Source organism: Thermodesulfobacteriota bacterium, from assembly GCA_030583865.1.
GTDB lineage: Bacteria > Desulfobacterota > GWC2-55-46 > GWC2-55-46 > GWC2-55-46 > UBA5799.
The window spans coordinates 2,379,987-2,400,608 of record CP129479.1; the positions used below are offsets into that span (position 1 = coordinate 2,379,987).

At 53.7% G+C, this 20,622-nt stretch carries 25 protein-coding genes and 2 tRNA genes; 9 read left to right on the plus strand and 18 right to left on the minus strand.

Features of this window, described 5'->3' with window-relative positions:
* Positions 1-2 precede the first annotated feature (2 nt).
* The 5 genes from QY316_11315 to QY316_11335 all read right to left on the minus strand — a co-directional run bounded on the left by QY316_11315 (position 3) and on the right by QY316_11335 (position 4,523).
* Positions 3-1,067, minus strand: a complete 1,065-nt coding sequence (locus QY316_11315) for a glucose-1-phosphate thymidylyltransferase (protein WKZ34119.1) — start codon at positions 1,065-1,067, stop codon at positions 3-5.
* 43 nt (positions 1,068-1,110) lie between these two features.
* The gene (locus tag QY316_11320) at positions 1,111-2,052 is read right to left on the minus strand and encodes a GDP-L-fucose synthase (protein ID WKZ32490.1); all 942 of its coding nucleotides are present in this window, start codon (positions 2,050-2,052) and stop codon (positions 1,111-1,113) included.
* Between the two features lie 145 nt (positions 2,053-2,197).
* Positions 2,198-2,833: a winged helix-turn-helix transcriptional regulator gene (locus QY316_11325; GenBank protein WKZ32491.1), complete on the minus strand. Its 636-nt coding sequence runs from the start codon at positions 2,831-2,833 to the stop codon at positions 2,198-2,200.
* A 59-nt stretch (positions 2,834-2,892) separates the two neighbouring features.
* Positions 2,893-3,519, minus strand: a complete 627-nt coding sequence (locus QY316_11330) for a hypothetical protein (GenBank protein ID WKZ32492.1) — start codon at positions 3,517-3,519, stop codon at positions 2,893-2,895.
* A 323-nt stretch (positions 3,520-3,842) separates the two neighbouring features.
* The gene (locus QY316_11335; protein ID WKZ32493.1) at positions 3,843-4,523 is read right to left on the minus strand and encodes a hypothetical protein; all 681 of its coding nucleotides are present in this window, start codon (positions 4,521-4,523) and stop codon (positions 3,843-3,845) included.
* A 437-nt stretch (positions 4,524-4,960) separates the two neighbouring features.
* Here QY316_11335 and QY316_11340 point away from each other — a divergent pair, with 437 nt between their 5' ends.
* From QY316_11340 to QY316_11355, 4 genes are read left to right on the plus strand one after another with little or no spacing between them, the layout of a single operon-like run.
* Entirely contained in the window at positions 4,961-5,362 is a 402-nt protein-coding gene (locus QY316_11340) for a hypothetical protein (protein WKZ32494.1), read from the plus strand.
* A 14-nt stretch (positions 5,363-5,376) separates the two neighbouring features.
* The gene (locus QY316_11345) at positions 5,377-5,853 is read left to right on the plus strand and encodes a protein kinase (GenBank protein ID WKZ34120.1); all 477 of its coding nucleotides are present in this window, start codon (positions 5,377-5,379) and stop codon (positions 5,851-5,853) included.
* The gene (locus QY316_11350) at positions 5,850-6,365 is read left to right on the plus strand and encodes a hypothetical protein (GenBank protein ID WKZ32495.1); all 516 of its coding nucleotides are present in this window, start codon (positions 5,850-5,852) and stop codon (positions 6,363-6,365) included. Before QY316_11345 ends, QY316_11350 begins: the two co-directional genes overlap by 4 nt.
* Positions 6,355-6,900 carry a hypothetical protein gene (locus QY316_11355; protein ID WKZ32496.1) on the plus strand — a complete coding sequence of 182 codons (546 nt, stop codon included), beginning with the start codon at positions 6,355-6,357 and terminating at the stop codon, positions 6,898-6,900. The genes QY316_11350 and QY316_11355 overlap by 11 nt, the downstream gene beginning before the upstream one ends.
* Here QY316_11355 and QY316_11360 read toward each other — a convergent pair.
* From QY316_11360 to QY316_11380, 5 genes are all read right to left on the minus strand, one after another.
* Positions 6,878-7,399 (minus strand): hypothetical protein, encoded by a 522-nt coding sequence (locus QY316_11360; GenBank protein ID WKZ32497.1) that lies wholly within the window; start codon positions 7,397-7,399, stop codon positions 6,878-6,880. The genes QY316_11355 and QY316_11360 overlap by 23 nt on opposite strands.
* A gap of 121 nt (positions 7,400-7,520) precedes the next feature.
* Positions 7,521-8,309, minus strand: coding sequence for a dienelactone hydrolase family protein (locus QY316_11365; protein WKZ32498.1), 789 nt, complete (start codon positions 8,307-8,309; stop codon positions 7,521-7,523).
* 206 nt (positions 8,310-8,515) lie between these two features.
* Positions 8,516-8,848 carry a hypothetical protein gene (locus QY316_11370; GenBank protein WKZ32499.1) on the minus strand — a complete coding sequence of 111 codons (333 nt, stop codon included), beginning with the start codon at positions 8,846-8,848 and terminating at the stop codon, positions 8,516-8,518.
* Between the two features lie 507 nt (positions 8,849-9,355).
* Positions 9,356-9,431: transfer RNA gene (locus QY316_11375), tRNA-Lys, on the minus strand.
* A 65-nt stretch (positions 9,432-9,496) separates the two neighbouring features.
* A tRNA-Arg gene (locus QY316_11380) sits at positions 9,497-9,572 on the minus strand.
* A gap of 297 nt (positions 9,573-9,869) precedes the next feature.
* On the opposite strand from QY316_11380, the gene queF reads away from it, so the two are divergent.
* On the plus strand, positions 9,870-10,238 hold the full coding sequence (gene queF / locus QY316_11385; protein WKZ32500.1) for a preQ(1) synthase: 369 nt from the start codon (positions 9,870-9,872) through the stop codon (positions 10,236-10,238).
* Between the two features lie 127 nt (positions 10,239-10,365).
* Here the strand turns inward: queF and cobD are convergent, their stop codons facing one another.
* From cobD to QY316_11420, 7 genes are all read right to left on the minus strand, one after another.
* On the minus strand, positions 10,366-11,490 hold the full coding sequence (gene cobD / locus QY316_11390; protein WKZ32501.1) for a threonine-phosphate decarboxylase CobD: 1,125 nt from the start codon (positions 11,488-11,490) through the stop codon (positions 10,366-10,368).
* Between the two features lie 173 nt (positions 11,491-11,663).
* Positions 11,664-12,368 (minus strand): acetate--CoA ligase family protein, encoded by a 705-nt coding sequence (locus QY316_11395; protein WKZ32502.1) that lies wholly within the window; start codon positions 12,366-12,368, stop codon positions 11,664-11,666.
* 8 nt (positions 12,369-12,376) lie between these two features.
* Complete coding sequence (locus QY316_11400) at positions 12,377-13,744, minus strand: CoA-binding protein (protein ID WKZ32503.1); 1,368 nt, start codon at positions 13,742-13,744, stop codon at positions 12,377-12,379.
* 18 nt (positions 13,745-13,762) lie between these two features.
* Positions 13,763-13,969: a dodecin family protein gene (locus QY316_11405; GenBank protein WKZ32504.1), complete on the minus strand. Its 207-nt coding sequence runs from the start codon at positions 13,967-13,969 to the stop codon at positions 13,763-13,765.
* A gap of 43 nt (positions 13,970-14,012) precedes the next feature.
* Entirely contained in the window at positions 14,013-14,483 is a 471-nt protein-coding gene (locus QY316_11410; GenBank protein WKZ32505.1) for a DUF4149 domain-containing protein, read from the minus strand.
* A 43-nt stretch (positions 14,484-14,526) separates the two neighbouring features.
* Positions 14,527-15,522 carry an adenosylcobinamide-phosphate synthase CbiB gene (cbiB, locus tag QY316_11415; protein WKZ32506.1) on the minus strand — a complete coding sequence of 332 codons (996 nt, stop codon included), beginning with the start codon at positions 15,520-15,522 and terminating at the stop codon, positions 14,527-14,529.
* On the minus strand, positions 15,519-16,985 hold the full coding sequence (locus QY316_11420; GenBank protein ID WKZ32507.1) for a cobyric acid synthase: 1,467 nt from the start codon (positions 16,983-16,985) through the stop codon (positions 15,519-15,521). The genes cbiB and QY316_11420 overlap by 4 nt, the downstream gene beginning before the upstream one ends.
* Before the next feature lie 61 nt (positions 16,986-17,046).
* Between QY316_11420 and QY316_11425 the strand changes: the two genes are divergently transcribed.
* Together QY316_11425 and QY316_11430 are read left to right on the plus strand one after the other, a co-directional pair.
* A complete protein-coding gene (locus QY316_11425; protein ID WKZ32508.1) occupies positions 17,047-17,556 on the plus strand; it encodes a M48 family metallopeptidase in 510 nt (169 codons plus the stop codon).
* Positions 17,557-17,647: 91 nt separating this feature from the next.
* Positions 17,648-18,391: an RsmE family RNA methyltransferase gene (locus QY316_11430; GenBank protein WKZ32509.1), complete on the plus strand. Its 744-nt coding sequence runs from the start codon at positions 17,648-17,650 to the stop codon at positions 18,389-18,391.
* A 162-nt stretch (positions 18,392-18,553) separates the two neighbouring features.
* On the opposite strand, the gene QY316_11435 is transcribed toward QY316_11430, so the two are convergent.
* Positions 18,554-19,249 (minus strand): response regulator, encoded by a 696-nt coding sequence (locus QY316_11435; GenBank protein WKZ32510.1) that lies wholly within the window; start codon positions 19,247-19,249, stop codon positions 18,554-18,556.
* A gap of 147 nt (positions 19,250-19,396) precedes the next feature.
* On the opposite strand from QY316_11435, the gene QY316_11440 reads away from it, so the two are divergent.
* Both QY316_11440 and QY316_11445 read left to right on the plus strand, forming a co-directional pair.
* Positions 19,397-19,570: a hypothetical protein gene (locus QY316_11440; GenBank protein ID WKZ32511.1), complete on the plus strand. Its 174-nt coding sequence runs from the start codon at positions 19,397-19,399 to the stop codon at positions 19,568-19,570.
* 275 nt (positions 19,571-19,845) lie between these two features.
* Positions 19,846-20,487 (plus strand): stage II sporulation protein M, encoded by a 642-nt coding sequence (locus QY316_11445; protein WKZ32512.1) that lies wholly within the window; start codon positions 19,846-19,848, stop codon positions 20,485-20,487.
* Positions 20,488-20,622 lie beyond the last annotated feature (135 nt).

Here is a 20,622-nt window from a genome sequence, read left to right on the forward strand (position 1 = left end):
CCCTACACCTCCACCACGGAATCGTCGCCTATCATTAGACGGAGCGCCTCGTGCTTCTCATGGCACCTCCGGACCTTCGCGTTCCTGCCGATAAGGCTGTCCTCGAGCCTGTCCACGTGATCGACCTCGGAGCCGGAGAGTATGACGCAGTGCTCGACGATGGATTTGAAGACGCGCGTCTTCGCGCCTATGCTCGTGAAGGGGCCGATGAAGCTACCTTCTATCAAGGCCCCCTTGCCTATCACAATCGGCCCCCTGAGCGTGCTGTTTACGACCTTGGCCCCTTCCTCTATCGTAACCCTGCCGGTTATCTCGGAATTCTCCACCTCGCCCCTTATGTCGCGCTTGTACCATTCGTCAAGGACGATGGTATTGGCGGCCAGGAGGTCGTCTTTCTTTCCGGTGTCGAGCCACCAGGTGTCGAGGACATGGCTGTGAACCGGCCTCCCCTGGTTTATCAGCTCCTGTATGGCGTCGGTTATCTCGAGCTCGCCCCGCGCCGAGGGCTTTATCCTCGATATCGCCCTGTGTATCTCCGTCGAGAATATGTATACGCCGACGAGCGCAAGGTTGCTCTTCGGGGCCTTGGGTTTTTCCTCAAGACATATTATACGCCCTGTCCCGTCGGTCTCAGCCACCCCGAATGAGGACGGGTTTTCCACTGGCTTTAAGAGGATGACCGCGTCGGCCCCTGTTGATTTGAACGTGCTTACGAAAGACTCTATCCCGGTGCCGATGAGGTTGTCGCCGAGGTACATGACAAATGGGCTGCCGCCGAGGAATGCGCTCCCGGTGATGACCGCGTGGGCGAGGCCGCCGGGCTTCTCCTGCATGATGTAGGTGATGGCGACCCCCCAGTCCGAGCCGTCGCCCATTGTGTCCTTCACCTCCTGCCCTGTCTCCGGGGAGATGATTATGCCGACCTCCTTTATGCCCGCCCTGGCGATATTATCGAGCACATAGGCGAGTATGGGGCGGTTGGCTATGGGGACGAGCTGCTTCGCGCCCGTATGCGTAAGGGGCCGGAGCCTCGTGCCTTTGCCGCCGCTTAGGACAAGGGCCTTCATCTCGGACATGACTCGGTATCCTCCTCTTCGTCTTGTTTCTTCCTCAGCCGGGCTGAAGCGACCCCTTGTACCACTCTATCGTGTTACGGAGCCCTTCCTCAAAGCCTGTCGCCGCCCTGAAGCCGAACTCCTTCTCGGCCCTCGTGACGTCGAGGCACCTCCTGGGCTGGCCGTCGGGCTTGGAGGTGTCCCATATTATCTCGCCCTTGAAGCCCGTAAGCTTCGCTATGAGCTGGACGAGTTCCCTTATGGAAATCTCGAAGCCCGCGCCGAGGTTCACGGGCTCGGGCTTCTCGTATTTTTCGGTCGCGAGCGCGATTCCCTCTGCCGCGTCCTCGGCGTAAAGGAACTCCCTTGTGGCCCTGCCCGTGCCCCAGACGGTTATGGAGGGCGCGCCCGCCTCAATGGCGTCGAGGCACTTCTTTATGAGGGCCGGGATCACATGGGAGGAGGCCGGGTCGAAGTTGTCGCGCGGGCCGTACAGGTTTACGGGCAGAAGATAGATGGAGTTGAAGCCGTACTGCTCCCTGTAAGCCTCGGACTGCACAAGGAGCATCTTTTTCGCGATGCCGTAGGGCGCGTTCGTCTCCTCGGGGTAGCCGTTCCAGAGGTTTTCTTCCTTGAACGGCACTGGTGTGAACTTTGGGTAGGCGCAGATGGTGCCGAGCGCGACGAACTTCTCTATTCCGAAGAGCCTCCCCTCCTCCATCATGAGCGCGCCCATCATAAGGTTGTCGAAAAAGAACTTCCCGGGGTTTTCCCTGTTCGCGCCTATGCCGCCCACCTTGGCGGCAAGGTGTATGACTATATCCGGGCGCGCGTCCTTGTAGAGCCTTTTGCAGGCGTCCCTCTCGACGAGGTCGTATACGGCGCTCCTCGGCACGAAGACCTCGGCGCCCCTCTCTTTAAGCTTGTCCACGGCAAAGGAGCCCAGGAAACCCGCGCCGCCGGTCACCACAATCCTTTTCCCCTTCAAAACTCGCATCCTACCAAGACCCCCTGCCTGGTCTAATTCAAATCTTTGTCAATTCCTTGCTGTGGCAAATTCCTCCTTTTCTAAAGGGGGAGAGGGGGATTATCAAGATAATCTCCCCCGCCCCCTCTTTATTAAAGAGGGGTTATCAAAAAACTCACGCTGCCGGGCCTTCTATCTTCTTGAGCCATCCGCCTGAGCTTATGGAGAGGACCTTCTTCTCATCGACCCCGGCGCGGACAAGCCCCTTCCGCAGGGCCTCGTCGTCCTTGAAATTCGTTATCACCACCACATCAAAGGGAATGCTCTTTATGTCCGCAACGGCCCTGACCTCGTGGCCGAGGAACCTCTGCTTGGCGGGTTCGGAGTCCACGATGCCGGTAAGCTCAAGGTCGGTATCCTTCAAGGAAAGGTAAGCTATCTCTGTCACCTCGTCAACCCCGGAGAACGCGACCCTCTTTACGCCCGAGGCCGCTAGCCTGGTGAAAAGGGCGCTAAAGTCCCTACGGGCCACCCTGTAGAGCGCCGTGAAGTTCTGCAGGTGGCGGTATGTGAGGCGGGTCTTCTCCGCGAAGCCGTGAGGCGTGAGGTAATATGCGTATCTTTTCCGGGGTATGGTGGATATGGTTATGTAGCCCTTGGCGGCAAGGTTCTTGAGGTATGAGTTTATGAGGCCGAGCGCGACCCCGAGCTTCCGGCTAAGGTCACGCTGGGTAAGCTCGTGGTTCCTGGATATCTCGTCAAGGAGCTGTAGCGAGCGGTAGTCGTCTGTCTGCTCGTCCTTGTTGTTCATGAAATGAACATACCATAGGAAAGCTGGTGCAGTCAAGGGGGAGGGGGGCTAGTCGGGGGTTATATTTCTACAAACTGATTCCCTATAAACTGACACACAATGGGCGCAGAATCAGCCTTCCATTCACTGGGATGCGGAAGAAAGGCTGCATAAATATTTCCTCTACATGCTCCGGCAGGTTTCGCGAGGGTTTTCATGAATTTTTTGCACATGACACTATCTTTCGCTTTACTGTTATTTTTTACCAATGACCCAACAAACAACTTATTATCTGCCGAGCCCAGAACAAGTTTATTAAAATCAATGATCGCCTGTTTACTATCTCTGGCAAACTCGGATTCAACCTGCCAATATACTCTTGTAATATAGCTGAGCTTCACCTTTTTTTGTTTCGGTGCTTTAGATTTTGAAACGCTGCAAACAGCAATGTCATGCAATAACTCATTTAGTCCGAAGCTGCATCTATTCTTTCTACACCCTCTTGAAAAAACAATAATTTTTTCAGACTTATGCTTTTTATATCTTTTATATTCATTATCAAAGTTCTCGGCCAGCATCTCGACGAAGTTCTTCGAACGCTGCCTATTACGGTCACCTTCAGTCGAAGCAATTATCTGAGGTTTCGCTCCATTAGACGCATCATAAGCTTTCTTATAACTTTTTATTATTATATTTTTGATATCCATTTTGACTGTTTTCCTCCATAGCTGCTTTGGCCAAAATAATTCAATAAGGTAACTGGGTCGTAGCAAAAAAAAGGTGTTTTATTGCCTATGACCTGCGGCGATATGCTTTCATGACATGAATTCCGAGACCTGAGGATACGGATCTTCCCCCTTTGAAAAAGGGGGATAAGAGGGGGATTTTTCGAATGTTTTAATCCCCCCTCGCCCCCCTTTGGAAAGGGGGAAGTTAACGGGACAGCAATGAGCGTATATGTCAATATGTGAGCATCTTTATTCCCTAACTACCCAGAGTCTTCGGAAAAGATCAATTTTTGGAACTTGCCTTATCTCAAGGGCGAACGGACTATGAATCTGATATCAGAGTGCGTGGCCTCAAGCACCTCAATCTTCATGTTCTTGAAGCCGATGGTCCTCGATTCAGAAAGATTGTAGGAGAGGTCCTGGTAAAAGGCGGGCCTCGTGAAATCGTCCCGGTACTCCCTGTAGGAGAGCCTTATCGTGTCCTGTGATTTGCCGTCATAGACGATCTCGGCCTTGAAAGACCCCTTCTGGTAGATCCTCCCCGGTTTGAACGGCGTGCCCGACAGGTTCCAGTCGCGCACAAATCCGAGCACGCATTCCGCGTCGCCATAGACCTGGTTCATCTCGTTAACGGCGAGGCAGTAGTTCCAGCTGCCCTTTTGGGAGATGATCTTATTCGGCTCTCTGTAAAGCGTCGCCCCGCTCGTCAATTTTCCGTAGGCCCTGAAACCGGCTCCGGCGGGAATGATTGGGTATGGTGGGGCGCCCATCTGGGCGGGCGGCTGGAAGTCTTCTGTCGCGACTATGCCCTCATAAAAGGTGGCGTCCTCCTCTACTATCATGGGGTTGCCGACCACGGCCTCCTGGATTTCATTGATCTGAAAAGAGGTAAAGCTCGCATGCTCCACGGGATTGGAAACCATCGAGACCGCGGCACACCCGGAAATAAAAACAATGGACAGCAAGGCCAGTATCCGCTTCATGCCTCCTCCGCGATTCCGTGATGCCGGTTCCTGTAAACCGGGCTTTGGTTGCATGCGAGACGACGCACGATTGAGGGTGCAAAAGACCGGAAGCAAAAAATATGAATAGCTCACAAGAAACTATATAGCCGTAACCAGACCTGGATGAATGCGGTAAATGAGACGCGTCTTATCGCCGTGAGGCGTATGATTACAGGCCTATCTTTTCAAGGGAATGGTGGATATGATTATCGAGCGGTAGTCGCCTGCCTGCTCGTCATTATTGTTCACGAAATGAACATACCATAGGAAAGCTGGTGCGGTCAAGGGCCTCTTTTGAAACGTTTCCATAACATAAACAAAGAACAACCTTGAAAAAAATTCTAATTAATGTTAAAAAATTTATATTCAAAAAGTTGCATATCGCACTTTTTAATTTGCAAGCAGAATGAGGCAATATGCCACCGTCAATTGAAAAAATTTCGAGCCATTTCGAACAACTCACGGAAATCGAGTTAATTGATAGCGGAGGTTTTAAGGTTGTCTACAAAGCGCGAATTGAAGGAAAAATAGAAGCTTTGAAACTTGTTAAGATACCCAAGTCCGCTGGAATAAATCCCGAAGAAGCAGAAAGTTTTAGACAGGAACAAATTAGAAGAATTTCACGAGAATTAAATGTCCTTGCAAAATGCTCAACTCCTGAAATAGTAAGGCTTGGCAAATTAAAGCCGACGCCTATAACTATTGATGAAGAAGACTATATATTTTATTCAGAAGAATTCCTCGATGGAAAATCATTACGGAAATCTATCTTCGTAAAAGAGCACCCAGCTGAACCCGAGCTCAAAATTTTACTATAAATCTTTTAAAAGCAATAGATTCATTATGGGCCTTAGGGATCGTTCATCGAGATATTAAGCCCGAAAACGTGATAAAACTGGATACTCCCGAACGCCCTTTTGTTCTGATTGATCTAGGTATTGCTTTTTCTGTTATAGATACTCCCCTTACAGTCAATCCCTATCAAATCCCTGGAACAGCTCGCTATATAGCACCTGAAATGTTAAAGTTTAGTTTCCGTAAATCGCTCGACTATAGAAGCGATTTATATACAGCCGGTTTAACTGTATACGAATATGCATCAGGCATTTATCCATTTGCTCAGATAGGAGATGATCTTTATAAGACATTTTACAGAATAGAAAAAGAAAAAGCTGCTCCTCTTAAAGCACATCGACCTGATTTATCCGATTCCTTTGTTTTAATAATTGAGCAATTACTTAGAAAAAAACCTGTCTTAAGGCCTTCAAATATTGAGGGCTTAATTAGGCAATTGGAGGCTGGCACATGAAGCTATACGCACAACATGGGTATGGAGAAGGTGATAAAATATCTCTAGGTCTAAGTAATAATGTACTTTCTGGAGTTATTTACGGAGGAAAAGATGTGTCACCTGTTAATCTAAGAGGGAAATTGGCAGACATAGCTGAAACATATCCAAGTGCAGGTCGGCTATTTGATTCTCAATTTTATGTAAACTTATATACATCTGAGCCCAACATCAAGCTTGGGAATCTTGAGGATTATCCTTATTACAATCCATTACGGCGCAGTCAACTTGAAGATAGTGCATTTGTGTCTGAACAAATACGTAGAGTTTTAGAATTTCAAATTTCTTTGCCTGTTAGCCACATTATAGCGCCTAATATATTCATTTCTAATTCCTTTGATTCTATAGAATCTGTAATATCAAAAAATTTCATACGTAAGAGTATGGAAATTTATAAAAGTTTTGGAGATACTAGGCCTTTACTATCTACCCTCGCTGTTTCAAAAGATGCTTTGATCTTGGATGCTTCTTAATTATGCCTTGAAAAGCAATGACTTTTTAATTGTAAACGGATATTCTGATATTATTTCTCCTTTCCTCGGTGCAGTTGGTGGAGACATAGGATGCACTGGTTGGTGGTCTAACCTCAGACAATTCTCAATAGAAAGATGGTTGCCTGAAGCAACTGGAGGAAGACAGCCCGTACCTCGATATCTGGTAATCAAGCTTCTTAATAGAATTACTTTCGATGAATTAAACAGATTGAGCAGATTCTTACCTGAAATAGTGAATGGACTGGGAACGGATAGTGGGTATACTGCTGCTCACCCCACCCGAGTTGAAGAGATACTTCAATCCTGGGATGCCCTAAATACTTTATTGAGTACTCTTACATCCAATGATCTGAATACAAATTTAAAAAAATGTATAGAATTAATCAATGGGGCGGAAGGATTATATGGGGCCATTTCGACATTTAGTGCAACTCTTGATTCGAAATCAGGAAATTATCATTTAGACCCGCTTAAAGATGGCATAGCTCTATTTAGACAGAAAGCAGAGATTTGAAATTTTCAATAAAAAGAGCTCTAGCCTTTTCATTTGCAACTTTGCTTAAAGGCAATTCTTGTTTGGGCTCATAAAAAGTATGAATAATTTTTCTGCTGGCATCAAAAGCAATCAAGCCAATATTTAAAATTTGAAATAATTTTAAATATTGACTAGCCTTTTCTGCCTCATTAAAAGGAAGCACCACGGATACCAAATCCGAATAATACTTATAACGATAAGCTTGAGAGAGTGCCTTACGCCATCCTTTTAATTTCATCTCAAAAGCATATAAAAATGTATCGTTTCGATTTTGACGCACTGCTACCATATCCGCTATTCCAAATCCAGGAATATACATTTCCCTCACAAGCTCAAAGACCTGATTTTTCCTAAGTTTCTTATTAACTTCAACACGAAAAGCTCTCCCAAAGGCAAGCACAAAATCAGACTCCTTACGCTTTCTGCCGTTTGGTAAATTCTTTCGTGGATGCTTGCTATAAGAAGTTATATATTTCATGCTCTTATTATATCGCAAATTGCAGACTACTTTAACGATAAAGTTCAAAATGTCAATAAGTTTTTTGTTTTAGTCAATCATTGTCCTCGTCTCGCTTAATCCTGTGTATTATCCATTTTCATCATCTCCGTTCCCCAAGCACCTCCCTTAGAAAATCCTTCATCGCCTCCCAGGAGCGTTTGTCAGCCTTTTCGTTATAGGCAAGGCCGTCCGAGGGGTCCGTGTCGTTATTCGGGTTTGAGAAGCCGTGCACCGCGCCGCCGTAGCTTGTGAAGACCCAGTCCACTCCTGCCTTACGCATCTCTTCCTTGAAGGCGCGCACATCCTCGGGCTTTACATGCGGGTCTTCCGCGCCGTGCAGCACCAGGACGCTCCCCTTTATGTCGCCGGGCCTGGCCGGGTTTTTCGTGGCGAGGCTCCCATGAAAAGAAACTGTGCCGGAGACGGGCGCGCCGCTTCTCGCAAGCTCAAGGGCCGCTCCGCCGCCGAAGCAATACCCGATGGCAGCTATGCGCGAAGTGTCCGCGAGCTCGACTTCCCTCAAGGCCTCAAGCCCGGCAATCGCGCGGGAGCGCATGAGGGCGTTATCGGCCCGTAGCTTCCCGGCGGCCTCCCCGGCCGCCCTGGGGTCGGTCGGGCGCACTCCTTTCCCGTACATATCCGGCGCGAAGGCCACATAGCCGAGCCTCGCGAGCTCGTCCGCGCGCCCTCTAATATAATCGTTTATCCCCCACCACTCGTGAAAGACAAGCACGCCCGGCCTCGGGCCGCTCACCTCGTCGTCGTATACGAGATATCCCTCAAGGACGGTATCATTGGAATTGTATTCGATCGTCTCGCCGACTATCTTCGCGTGCGCGTTCACGGAAAAGAGAAGCAGGACTGCCGCAGCCGCAATAAGGCTCTTCATCGTGACCTCCTTGAAGGCCGCCCTTCAGGCAAACAGGGCCGGGAGTTTTTTGGCATCGGGCATTCAGACTTCTCGCCTGTTCATAAGGAGTATACAGTATTTTTTGAAAGTGGAGGGGCCTGGTGCGAGCAAGAAAGGGGTTACCATTAATCGAGTATCGCGGGTCCGAGAAGCTTCGACCAAGATGACAATTTAATCAGGTCAACTTAACTTCGAACCACGCCATTCCGTGAGACATTACCAGGAGTTCCCATTGTATTGTAGTCCCTGAAATAAACCGCCAATGCCCGGAGGATGACCAGAGGGATACCCAGCTCCAAGGATTCTTCGAGATAGGTGAAATACTCCGCGCGGGCATCCGGCAGATATACTCCCAGAGACCTGAGCTTCCGCTGGAACCCATCGAGGGTTTTCGCCAGGGCTGCCAGCAGAAAACCAGCTATGGACAATATGTAAAGCCTGCGATAAATGGCAAAGTCCTGCCTGAAACGGAACAGGTGTTGCCGCAGGATCGTCACGGCAATCCACGCCAGCATCATAAGCACCAGACCCCCCAACAACTTTTCCCCTAACGGAGCATGCCCTGTATAAAGCTCGAGCTTCAGCAAGCCGACTGATGTGAATCTTCTATTGAAATCCAACTCTCTCAACGCGCAAAAAACAAACAGAACAATAAAGTAAACCGGGTACGGACGAACCGAGTACCCCCTTTGAGAACGGCGTAAGCCATTGCCAGGCCGTATCCCAGCGCCGACAAGCTCTCGATCAAATTATGTTCCTCGAATAATGCGGCAGAGCCAGGCAGGAGGTAAGGCAGAAACGAAACTCCAAAAAGGGTCAGCACCAAGAAGAAACAGAACAGGATATCCCTCGCGTTGCATGGCAATAAACAGCCTCCGCGCGTGGAGGTTCACCGCTGACAAAGACAATTCAGGCCGTTGAAGTGCTTCAGAGGCTATAACCGGGACATCGATTATACAAAAGTATACCGTACAAAAAGAAAAAGGGGTTGCAGGACCATGAAAAATCCCGTAACCCCTTCAACTTGGTGGGCCGCGTAGGGATCGAACCTACGACCCGCTGATTAAGAGTCAGCTGCTCTACCAACTGAGCTAGCGGCCCAAGAAGAAATCTATTTGAAAGTCAGCGCCTGTACTGCGTTTTTCCTTCCCGGCCCGCCCTGAATCTGGCGCGCCTGAGAGGATTTGAACCTCCGACCCTCGGCTTCGGAGGCCGATGCTCTATCCACTGAGCTACAGGCGCGTAAAACCGAATCTTTTCAGGTTACAAAAAAGGAGGCTTTTTGTCAAGGCAAAATCCATATTCCCTGAAAACGGGGGCGTCACGCCTTTTATGCCCTGAGCTCCCTGCCCGTGCTATTCTATCACCCAGGGCTCCCTCCCGGAGCATCGGGTGCACTCCCATTAAGCCCGAAAATACCGCCCCCTGTCAAGCCATTCAGGAAATGCCGCTCAAAACGGCTTTATTTTTTACCGGATTTTGCTAATATGGTTCATAAGCCCGCTTCGCGGCGGGTTTCAAAAGAAAGGCTTTAAACGGATGACCGAAAAGAAATACGGCGCAAAGGCCATAGAGGAAGCCAAGCTCGAGGCCTGGGACAACGCCAGCCCGGACAGGGACTATACGATAGAGATAAGCTACCCGGAGTTCACCTGCGTGTGCCCGCGCTCGGGGTATCCCGACTTCGCGACGATCAACGTAACCTATGTGCCTGACAGGAAGGTCGTAGAGCTTAAGTCGCTTAAACTTTACCTCAACTCCTTCCGCGAAAGGGCCATCTCGCACGAGGCCGCAACGAACCTCATCTTCGACGATTTGAAGAAGCTCCTCTCCCCGAGGAAGCTCGACGTAGTCGCGGATTTCAATGTGCGCGGGAATGTGAAGACGGTCGTGAAAGTAAGCCTTTAGGCTCTTTCGCGGCGGGAAGCTTGTGAGTATTTTCTGAAAGGGAGATTATACATGATTTTGAATAATCTCCCATGCCCCCTCTTCAAGAATGAGGGGGAAAGACCCTCTTACGGAACGGGAAGAATCCTCACGCGGTCCGTTCGCCCCGCTTCCTGGCGCCCTTCTTCCGAGCGCCAGCTTCGCCCATCGCCTGTTTAAGAGAATTTATAAGAAACCTGTTAGCATCCCTCCCGAGCACGGCCACCCTGAAGAACTCAGGGCCGAGCCCCCTGAAGGCGCTCAAATCGCGTATGAGTATCCCCTGCTGAAAAAGTCTGGAAGCGAGCGCCCTGGCGTCAAGGCGCGGCTTTGATATCCTTACCATCAGGTAATTGGCCGAGGACGGGAGCGGCTCAAGTCCCTTTACGGAAGCGATGCCTTTCGAGAGCGCATCCCTCTCCGTCGAAAGCCATTCTGCCGTCAGATCACTGTATCGCGCGTCAGCGAGGCAGGCGGCCCCTGCAATGGACGAGAGCGTATTTACAGACCAGGGCGGTTTGAGCCTTTCAAGCCTTGAGAGGAGCTTCCTTTCCGCCGCCGCGTACCCGAGCCGGAGGCCCGCGAGCGCGTAGAACTTGGTCATTGAGCGGAGCACGATGGCATTACCCGCCCTTATTGCCTCCCGCATTACGCTACCGCCCGAGAAGTCTATGAAGGCCTCGTCGAGCACAGCCAGGGCTCCGCTCGTGCGCGATAGCTTCAGGAACGAAAGCGTCTCTTCTTCGGAATAGAGTACGCCCGTCGGGTTCGCGGGGTTTGCCATGAAGACCAGGCTGAAGCCCTTTGAGAGCCTTCTCCCGAGCTTCCCGAGGTCGAGCCTGAAGCCATCCTCTTTGTCCATGACAAAGCTCTCGGCCTTCCATCCCGCAAGGGCAAGGGCCTTTTTGTATTCGCTGAAGGCGGGCTCTATGATTAACGCCCTGCCGGGTTTAATGAGCCTGGGGATCAGATAGATAAGCTCGGTCGAGCCGTTTGCAGGGAGTATATTGTCCGTTGATACGCCATGACGTGCCGCGAGCGCCTCCTTGAGGGCGTTCGCGGAAGGGTCCGGGTAAGGGGGTATGAGCCTCAGCCCTTCCTCTATCGCCTTTATGGCCGAAGTCGGCGGGCCGAGCGGGTTTATGCTAGCGCTGAAATCGATTATCTTTTCAAGGGGCCTGGAGGCCTCTTTAGCCGCCTGCCAGATATTCCCCCCGTGTATGTCCTTGACCAACGAACCAGACCTCGAAATTTGTGAATACCTTAACTCTGATGAATTCCACTTTCCTAAGGGAGACAAGGGGGGATTTGCAATGGTGCGCATAGCGCACCCTAGAAAACTAATCACAGCTTCCTGAGCACTTTACTTGACCCCTCTTTAGAAAAGAGGGGAAGCAACAAAGCCTGCTATCCAAGCACTGCCCGGGCATCCACCGCCAGGGCCCCTCTCTCATACACCACAAGGGGGTTTATCTCAAGCTCTTTTATGGCGCTGACCCCCTCCATTATCCTTCCGATCTTCATTATGACGTCGGCTATGGCGTCCAGGTCCTTGTGGCTTCCACCCCTGAAGCCGGTAAGGAGAGGGTAGCTCTTTACCTCGGAGATCATATCAAAGGCCTCCTCCCTCGAAACCGGGGCGAGCCTGAAGGCTACGTCCTTAAGAAGCTCTACGGCCACGCCGCCGAGGCCGAACATCACGGCGGGGCCGAACTGCGCGTCCCTTATGCCGCCGACGATTACCTCTGTCCCTTGTCCGGCCATCTCCTCGATAAGGAAGCCTTCGATAACGGAGGCCGGGGCCTCGTCCGCAGCGCCGAGTATAATCCGCGACCAGTTCAGTTCAAGCTCCCCAGCGTCCCTTATGCCAAGCGCCACGCCGCCTATGTCGCTCTTGTGCAGTATGTCCGGCGATATGAGCTTAAGCGCGACCGGATAGCCTATCTCTGAAGCGGCCTCGACCGCCCCGGCCATGTCCTTAACCACCTTGTGCCTGGGTACCGGGATGGACGCTAGGCTTATGACGGCCTTTGCCTCGGGCTCGATGAGCGTCTTTCTCCCCAGGCTCAAGGTCTCCTTTACTATCTTCTCTATCGCGGCCTTTTCCGCCATAGGCGCTCCTATCGTCCCCTTGCGAGGACAGCCGCCGCGCGCACCGCACCCTCGGGTGTCGTGAATACAGGGAGCCCCGCTTCCCTGAAGAGCCTCAGGCGCGACCTCGAATACTCGCCCCCCGGCGAGCAGATGATGATGGGCTTCTCGGAAAACCCCGGCTTCTGCGCGAGCATGCCCGGGAGAGCGTCCGTAAGCGCTGGCGGGCCCCAGAGCGCCGCGACTATGGCGATGTCGTAATGCCCGCCCGCCATCGTCTTCTGCACCGAGAGGGCAAATGACTCGTCCGTTGCGCTCCCTGTAAGGTCAAGGGGGTTTGAGACGGAAAAATACGGCGGGAAGACGGCCTTGAGCCCTTGTTCCAGTTCCTGCGGAAGCGGCGCGGCATCGAGCCCGAGGGCGTGGCAGGCGTCCGCGATGCCCACGCCCATGCCGCCGCCGTCCGTTATTATCATGACCCTTTTGCCTCCGGCCCTCCCCTGAAGCCCGAAGGCCTTGCAGGCTGCCTGGAACTCCTCGTAGCCGTTAAGCTCGGTAACGCCCGTCTTCTTGAAAGCGGCCCTGTATATCTCGTACCTTCCGGCGATCGCGCCGGTGTGGGAACGGGCGGCGGCAGCGCCCGCGCCGAATTTCCCGACCTTGACGGCCATGACGGGCTTTTGAGCGGCACACCTCGATGCGGCTTCGACGAACCTCCTGCCGTCGGCGACCGATTCCATGTACAAGACGACGGCCTTCGTCTCCGGGTCGGATGCGAGGAACTCCAGGCAGTCCGACTCATTGACGTCAACGGCGTTCCCATAGCTCACTATCTTTGCGGCGCCGATGCCTTCCGCCGCGAGCTCGTCCATGGCGACCGCGGCGAAGGAGCCGCTCTGCGAGAGAATGGAAAGGCCTCCCCTTCCCGGCCTGCCGGCCCTGTCCGTGGGTATGAAGAAGGTATCCACCTTCGAGGCAGCGTCGTAGATGCCGAGGCAGTTCGGACCGATTACGCGCACCCCGCCTTTTCGCGCTATCTCCAGGACCTCCTTTTCAAGGGCCTTCCCCTTTTCACCGGCCTCCCCGAAACCGCCGCTCACTATTACCGCGCCCCGCACCTTCCCTTCGGCGCGCCTGAGCGCGGCTGGTACGGACGCAGCGGGTATGGCGAAGACGGCAAGGTCTACTACCTCCCTCGAATCCTCAAGGGACGGCAGGCACTCAAGCCCCATGATGGAGGCCTGCCCGGGGTTCACCGGGATAATCCTCTTGCCGAATCCCGCGCCGACGAGGTTCCTGAGAATTATATTCGATATCTTCCCGGGCTCAGGCGAGGCGCCGACCACGGCCACGCTTGCAGGATTAAAGAAGAACGATATGTCCCCGCCATTCGGCATGAGTTCCGGCCCGCCTCCCTAATCGTCGAGCTTGAAAGCCACCCTTACGACAGCCTGGAACTCGGCTATCTTGCCGTCAGCGACCCTGCCGTGCTGCTCGACGACCTCGAACCACGCGAGGCCGTGGAGGGTCTTGGAGGCCTTTTCTATCGCGTGCGTAACCGCGTCCTCGAAACTCTTGGAAGAGATGCCGACAAGCTCTATCTTCTTGTATACCCTGTTCATGCCGCCTCCCTTTCTATCTTCTACAGGTCTTTTGAGGACTGCATTACAGCCTGAGATTCCTCGAAACGAGGAATACGAGGACAATGCCTGCGACCATGATCACCAGGTTCAGGGCAAAGCTCGTCCTGTGGACGCCCCTGAATTCGCTCCGGAGCTCTTCGAGCCTCTGGGGGTCCTCTACAACCTTCATCTGGGCCTTAATCGTCTGCGCCTCCGGAGCCACAACAAGCCCCGAGTAGAAGGTGAGCGCGGTCATGAGCGCCAGGATGAGTATCCTGGCCATGGGGAATACCTTCTCGATGAACGACATCGCGATGAGGGAGGCAAGCGAGAGTATGGCCGCTACATAGCCGATGCCCCAGTATCTGGGGAATATGTGCGAGACCACGTCGCCCGCCAGCTCCCTCGGCAGGGCCCTGAATATGCTCGGGGTTACGAAGAGGGTATAGAAGATTATCATCCCCACCCATGTCACGATGCTCATGAGGAAGATGAACCTGAGCGCGTTAAGCATCGATCTCCTCTTTCTGCCCCGGACACGGTCCGATGGGCGGCATTCAGTCGAAAAGGAGCATTATCGTCATTACGGCCCCGGCCATCGTCAGGCCCGCTGCCCGCATTATACTGACCGAGGACATTACCGTTCCCGTGTCAATGTCCTTAACCGGGTCGCCGATCCAGGGCTTTTCAGAGAATACGCCGCCGTAGAACGACCCTCCGCCGAGCTTCACACCCAGCGCGCCGGCCATCGCGGCCTCCGGGACCCCGGAGTTGGGGCTAAGGTGGTTGCGGCCGTCTCGCGCCAGCATGGCCGCGGACTTCATCCAATTATATCCTAAAATGAAAGAGGCTGTGATTATGAGCGCGCCCGAGAGCCTCGCGGGCACAAAATTCGCCGCGTCGTCCATCCTCGCCGAAAACCAGCCGAAGTGCCTGTACCTCTCGTTCCGGTAGCCCACCATCGAATCGAGCGTGTTTACGGCCTTGTAGGCCATCATGAGCGCCGGGCCGCCGAGCAAAAGGAAACAGAGCGGGGCTATGACGCCGTCGGAGGTGTTCTCGGCAACCGTCTCGACAGCGGCCTTGAGCACCTCTTTCTCTTCAAGATCGCCGGTGTCCCTCCCCACTATGCGGCCGAGCCGCCTTCTCCCCTCGTCCAGCCCATGCCCGAGCGCCCTTACGACCGCCAGGGCCTCGTCCCCGAGAGCCTTCATGGAAAGACCGGCCCATATGAAAAAGACCGAAAGCACAAAGGAAAGCGCGGTCGAATGGAGGCCCGCATAATGAATGACAAGGGCCGTTGCCGCGTAAGCGCCGCCCACAACGAAGACCCACAGGAGCGCTCCGCCGAGCCTCTCCCATCCGGCGCTATTTGGCAGGGCCTTCCTTATTGCGGCCTCAAGGAAGGCCGCAATCCTCCCGATCCACCTGACCGGGTGCGGCGCCTTTTCAGGGTCCCCTATGATAAGGTCGAGGATTAGCGCCGTAAGGAACGCGAGCGCGGAAAGGGGGACGATATCAAGCGCGCCTTCAAGCGCCTCGTGGCCTGTCATGCCCCGATTATCCGGAGGACGCGCTCCATGTCCACGCTACCCTCGAATATCGAGGCAAGCGAAGCGAGCGCGCTCTCGCGCCCGGATTCGAAGCTCGCTACTGTCCCGCACTTTCCGCCGGAGAGCGCGGATACTACAGCCTGCCTGAAGACGTCGTTATCGAATACTCCGTGCACATAGGTGCCCCAGACCATGCCGTCATGGGTCGCCGCCCCGTCCGGGGCGTAGCATGTCCTGCCGTTCCGCTCAAGTATCCTTGCGAACGGGCTTCCCTTTACAATGGTCTCGCCCATGTGTATCTCATAGCCCCTGACCTCGTAGTCCCTTCCCATCAGCCTTGCCACAGCCGAGACTTCGAAGGTCTTCTTCTCCCTGCGCAGGACCGTCACGGCGTCCACGAGGCCGAAGCCCTCGGCCTCACCGGCGGCTGCTTCCACTCCCTGCGGGTCCTTTACAGCTGTCCCGAGCATCTGGAACCCCCCGCAAATGCCCGCTACCATGCCGCCTTTCTCGATGTGTTCCCTTATTGCCGGGCCGAAACCCCTGGATTTCATCCACATGAGGTCGGCTATCGTGCTCTTTGTGCCCGGTATTATGACGAGCCCTGCCCCGGCCATCTCATGCGGGGAGCTTATGAACGATAGCTCTATGCCGGCGTCGCCCCTGAACGGGTCGAAGTCCGTGAAATTCGAAAGGCGCGGCAGCTTAAGAACCGCTATTTTCAACCCGCTGCCTGGCTTTAACGCGCTCCTTTCATCGAGGGAGACGCTGTCCTCGTCCGGTATGAGGAGGCCCGAAAAGCTCGGCACAACTCCCAAAACCTGCTTCCCGATCCGTGCCTCCAGGAAATCGAGCCCCGGCCTAAGGAGGCCTATGTCGCCCCTGAACTTGTTTATTATGAACCCCTTTACCCTCTCCCTTTCTTCAATCGAAAGGAGCTCGAGCGTGCCCACGAGCGAGGCGAACACCCCGCCCCTGTCTATGTCGCCGATGAGGACGACGGGGCTCCCGACCGCGCCCGCCATGCCCATGTTGGCTATGTCGTTATCGCGTAGGTTCACCTCCGCCGGGCTTCCGGCCCCTTCGATGACGATTACGTCGTAATCAAGGGCAAGTTTCGAATAGCTCTCCAGCACATGGCCCAGGGCCTCCTTCTTGAAGGCATGGTACTCGGCTGCGGTCATCATGCCGACAGGCTTGCCGTGAATTATGACCTGGGACATGGAATCGCCGGTTGGCTTGAGGAGCACTGGGTTCATGTGTACCGAGGGCTTGAGGCCAGCCGCCTCGGCCTGAAAGGCCTGAGCCCTGCCTATCTCGCCTCCCTCAACCGCGACAGCCGAATTGAGGGCCATATTCTGTGCCTTGAAAGGGGCGACCCTGAAGCCCCTGTCCTTCAGGGCTCTTATGAGCGCAGCCGAGAGGACGCTTTTCCCCACATGGGAAGAAGTGCCCTGAAACATTATATTTTTCGCGTAGTTTCCCATTGAATCCACACCCGGGCCGTGCTAAAATATGCGGCTGATGCTTACTTTCCTTAAAAAATCAGTCCTATCCATCGTCATTGCGGCTTTCATCGCGGCGGCAGCGCCTTTTTCCGTGGCGTATGCCGGAGAAGCGGCAGACCCCAGGATGACAATGATAGCGGACGTCCTCTCAAGGATCGAGGCTGCAACCGGCTTCAGCCCCAGGGTGACATTAAGCGATGACGCCTCAATGAGCGCCTTTGTCATGCCCGACGGAACGGTCGTCCTCTCGGCCGGGCTGGTCTCCGCCACCATGACCGACGACGAGATGGCTTTCATTATCGCCCATGAGGCCTCCCACATACTCGCCGGGGACCAGTCTCCGGCGCTCGCAGACAGCGACAGCCCCCTTCTGCGGGAGATGGAGGCTGATGCAAGCGCCCTCGACATCATGGAGCGGGCCGGGTTCGATCCCGGCGCCTCGGTCGACATCCTCTTGAGGCTCTCCGGAAGGGCCGAGATCAAGTCCCGCATACTCGCCATCTCAAGGCTCCTCGGCCTGAATTAGCCGCCTTAAAACAGCCCATATCGCCCTTCCAAGCCCCCGGGCGCTGGTGTAAGATTATACTACTTCACTCCGCTTCAACAAGGAGATTCTGGTGTTTTCCGGCCTCGGAGAGATACGGGTAGAAAGGGTTCTCCTCAACGGAGACAACTTTACGCTCGACAATGAAAATACCTGCAGGCTCCTTTCATGGGAGCCCAGGCCGGGCGAGGCGTTCACTATAATTGACGGGCGGGGCGAGCTTGTCCGTGGAAGGCTCATCTCATTATCTGATGGAAAAGCCGAGATCACGGTCTTCGAGGAGATGGGGGCTATCGAGCCCGGCCCCGTGGTGCTCCTTATCCAGGCCCTGCCCGATAGGGAGCGGATGGAGGCCATAATACAGAAAACGACCGAGCTCGGGGTCACCGCGGTTCTCCCATTCAAGTCCGATAAATCCATTTCAATCGAGGAACTCGACTCAAGGCAGAAGAGGTCGCATAACTGGCAGCGGATAGCTCTCAAGGCCGCGAGGCAGTCGAGGAGGAGGGACATACCCGTATTACTCCCCTATGCGACTTACAAGGAAGCGCTGCGCGAAACCGTGGCTACGGAGCTTAAAATAATGCTCCGGGAAGGTCAAGGACTGAAAGGCTTGAAGGCGTTCTTAAGCGAGATTAAACAGCCGGTCAGGAGCGTTGCGTTGCTCGTGGGGCCTGAAGGCGGCTTCACCGAAGAAGAGGCGGCCCTGGCAAAGGAAATGGGTTTTGTTCAGGCAAGCCTCGGAAGCAGGGTCTTACGGACGGAGACCGCCGCGATATTCGGAGTCGGGCTATTGAGGTACGAGCTCGGCGGGTAGATTCCTAATAATTCTGTTTCTGCTGTCATTGCAAGGATTTGGCTCCGAAGCAATCCTCAAAATGGTTGATTTATTAAAAAGATTGCTTCCCGCCGTGCTCGCTCGCGGCTTCGGCTCACAATTCGCAATGACGAATAAAGGAAAATTTAATCAGGGCTTCAATCAGAGCAGACCTTCTCCGCCCTCTCCTATGACCTGGTCCTCGATGAACTTACGGAGGCCTGCCTGTATATTCGGGTCGAGGCCGACGAACCTTATGCCCATGCCGGGCTCCGAGAGCTTGTCCGGCATCTCCTTGACGGCATAGAGCACTTCTCCGTCGAGCACAAGGGGCTTGGGCGTCGGGAGCTCCAGCGAGACCTTGACATTCGTGCCCTCGGCAAAGGGCTTGAGCGTCCTTATGAAAACACCCTGCTCCGAGAGGGCGGTCGCGAATGTAGAGCGGCCAGTAGCGCCGGTTATGACCGTCGCCTTGAAAAGGACCCGTATCCTCAAAAAGTTCCTTGGCCGGGGCTCGATGAGCTTTTGTATGGTCCTGTAGAGCTCGGTCGGGCTTACGGGCCTTGTGACATATCCCGCGGCGCCCCTTGAAAGCGAGGCCACGAGGTCGGCTGTGCGCCCCACCTCCGAGGTCGTGATTATCTTGATAATGCTCAGGCTCCTGTTAGACCTCAAGGCCTCCAGGCAGGGCTGGCCTGATATGGGGGGCATATCGAGGTCAAGGAGCACGGCGTTCGGTATTATGCCGGAGGTTATCCGGACAAGGTCAGAGCCGTTCGAGGCGAGGAAGACGTTGTAGTCGAGCCTTTTGACCATCGTGGCGAGCTTAAGGCACCTTGAGGCGTCAGGATCGGCCACGACGATTGTCTTCGGTGGAGTAAGAATGGGTGCGGCTCCTTTTTAGGTTCCAATACATTTAAGGGATTTCCATCCTTTTGTCAACATCGGAGGCTCAGGGCCGAGATTCCGCTTGAGGAAGCGCGTATAAGGCATTAAAATCCACCCATGAGCGGACCGACAACCTGCATAGAATGCGTCCATGCCGTTTTCCTGGATCCTAAAAAAGAGATCTGCTACAAGACCGGGGGCCTTTACTGCAAGAAGCTCAAGGCGATAGTCGGGAAATACGACCCGTGCCGCATGAAACCCGCGAAGAAGGCTAAAGACAAGGACAAGTAGCCATAACCGGCCCCGGGCCTCACAGCCTATGACGGTTTCACGGCGCCCGGCCCTTCCCATTTCCGATTCTGGTATATTATATAATTCGCCCTTGTTTTTACGCATACCTAAACAACTGAAGGGTGCCTCTAAAAATTATGAATTTTTTCTGAGGTCAAGGAAGGGCGGAAATAAAAAGCGAAGCATACATGGGAATATGTGAACATTTTTATTTCCGCCCTGACACAGAGATCAGGAAAAATAATCATTTTTAGAGGTAGCCTGAAAGAGTCCGAATGGAACTCAACGCGACATTCGCCAAATCGCTCGGGGCGGCAGGGAAACTCAGGAACCTCATCATATTCTATGCGGCCGTCCATGTGATATTCCTCTTTTTCGGGCAATGGATGGTTGCCCAGGGATATCCGGGGGTGATCGAGCTCCGGGAGGAGCAGCTTAAGGAGATACAGGAGCTCCCGTATCTTAAGCCGCTCACGGGCGTGCTCGCCGAGAACCTCCCGCTCAAGGTCCTCTACACTTTCTCTTTCAACCTGGTATTCGGGGCGTTCCTCAGCACCACCCTTACCGGACTCGTATTCTTCCTGCCTTATGTCGTAGCCGTCTGGAGGGGATTTATCATAGGGATACTCATAGCCGGAATGGACGTGAACGCTACGATGCTCATCGTATTCTACGGCACTTTTGTCCTCGAATTCGGAGCATACTGCCTTTCGTCCTCGGTAGGGACCGACCTGGGCCTTTCCCTCATCTGGCCTGACCGCAAGGGCACGTCCTCGAGGAAAGAAGCCCTCCTCGCTGCCGGAAGGAACGGGGCGAGGCTGTATGTGTTTATAATCATTATTCTTTTCATAGCCGCCATATGGGAGATGTCCCTGCTGCATTACCTGCGGCCGATATCGGGCCCTGTAGCTTCCTGATTTTTTCCAGCAAAATCCGCCTGAAAACCAAGATTTCTCTTGGACACTTCCCCCCATATATGCTATAAGGTCTCGTAAACAACAGGTGATAAGTTATTTCCAGCAAAGTCGCTTCTCTTCTCCCCGCTCGGTTTT

What these genes read in the sequence shown, in the direction of transcription:
- QY316_11315 (WKZ34119.1), bottom strand. Translation starts at nt 1,067, where the DNA reads ATGAAGGCCCTTGTCCTAAGCGGCGGCAAAGGCACGAGGCTCCGGCCC.
- QY316_11320 (WKZ32490.1), bottom strand. Translation starts at nt 2,052, where the DNA reads ATGCGAGTTTTGAAGGGGAAAAGGATTGTGGTGACCGGCGGCGCGGGT.
- QY316_11325 (WKZ32491.1), bottom strand. Translation starts at nt 2,833, where the DNA reads ATGAACAACAAGGACGAGCAGACAGACGACTACCGCTCGCTACAGCTC.
- QY316_11330 (WKZ32492.1), bottom strand. Translation starts at nt 3,519, where the DNA reads ATGGATATCAAAAATATAATAATAAAAAGTTATAAGAAAGCTTATGAT.
- QY316_11335 (WKZ32493.1), bottom strand. Translation starts at nt 4,523, where the DNA reads ATGAAGCGGATACTGGCCTTGCTGTCCATTGTTTTTATTTCCGGGTGT.
- QY316_11340 (WKZ32494.1), top strand. Translation starts at nt 4,961, where the DNA reads ATGCCACCGTCAATTGAAAAAATTTCGAGCCATTTCGAACAACTCACG.
- QY316_11350 (WKZ32495.1), top strand. Translation starts at nt 5,850, where the DNA reads ATGAAGCTATACGCACAACATGGGTATGGAGAAGGTGATAAAATATCT.
- QY316_11355 (WKZ32496.1), top strand. Translation starts at nt 6,355, where the DNA reads ATGCTTCTTAATTATGCCTTGAAAAGCAATGACTTTTTAATTGTAAAC.
- QY316_11360 (WKZ32497.1), bottom strand. Translation starts at nt 7,399, where the DNA reads ATGAAATATATAACTTCTTATAGCAAGCATCCACGAAAGAATTTACCA.
- QY316_11365 (WKZ32498.1), bottom strand. Translation starts at nt 8,309, where the DNA reads ATGAAGAGCCTTATTGCGGCTGCGGCAGTCCTGCTTCTCTTTTCCGTG.
- QY316_11370 (WKZ32499.1), bottom strand. Translation starts at nt 8,848, where the DNA reads ATGATGCTGGCGTGGATTGCCGTGACGATCCTGCGGCAACACCTGTTC.
- queF (WKZ32500.1), top strand. Translation starts at nt 9,870, where the DNA reads ATGACCGAAAAGAAATACGGCGCAAAGGCCATAGAGGAAGCCAAGCTC.
- QY316_11395 (WKZ32502.1), bottom strand. Translation starts at nt 12,368, where the DNA reads ATGGCGGAAAAGGCCGCGATAGAGAAGATAGTAAAGGAGACCTTGAGC.
- QY316_11400 (WKZ32503.1), bottom strand. Translation starts at nt 13,744, where the DNA reads ATGCCGAATGGCGGGGACATATCGTTCTTCTTTAATCCTGCAAGCGTG.
- QY316_11405 (WKZ32504.1), bottom strand. Translation starts at nt 13,969, where the DNA reads ATGAACAGGGTATACAAGAAGATAGAGCTTGTCGGCATCTCTTCCAAG.
- QY316_11410 (WKZ32505.1), bottom strand. Translation starts at nt 14,483, where the DNA reads ATGCTTAACGCGCTCAGGTTCATCTTCCTCATGAGCATCGTGACATGG.
- cbiB (WKZ32506.1), bottom strand. Translation starts at nt 15,522, where the DNA reads ATGACAGGCCACGAGGCGCTTGAAGGCGCGCTTGATATCGTCCCCCTT.
- QY316_11420 (WKZ32507.1), bottom strand. Translation starts at nt 16,985, where the DNA reads ATGTTTCAGGGCACTTCTTCCCATGTGGGGAAAAGCGTCCTCTCGGCT.
- QY316_11425 (WKZ32508.1), top strand. Translation starts at nt 17,047, where the DNA reads ATGCTTACTTTCCTTAAAAAATCAGTCCTATCCATCGTCATTGCGGCT.
- QY316_11440 (WKZ32511.1), top strand. Translation starts at nt 19,397, where the DNA reads ATGAGCGGACCGACAACCTGCATAGAATGCGTCCATGCCGTTTTCCTG.
- QY316_11445 (WKZ32512.1), top strand. Translation starts at nt 19,846, where the DNA reads ATGGAACTCAACGCGACATTCGCCAAATCGCTCGGGGCGGCAGGGAAA.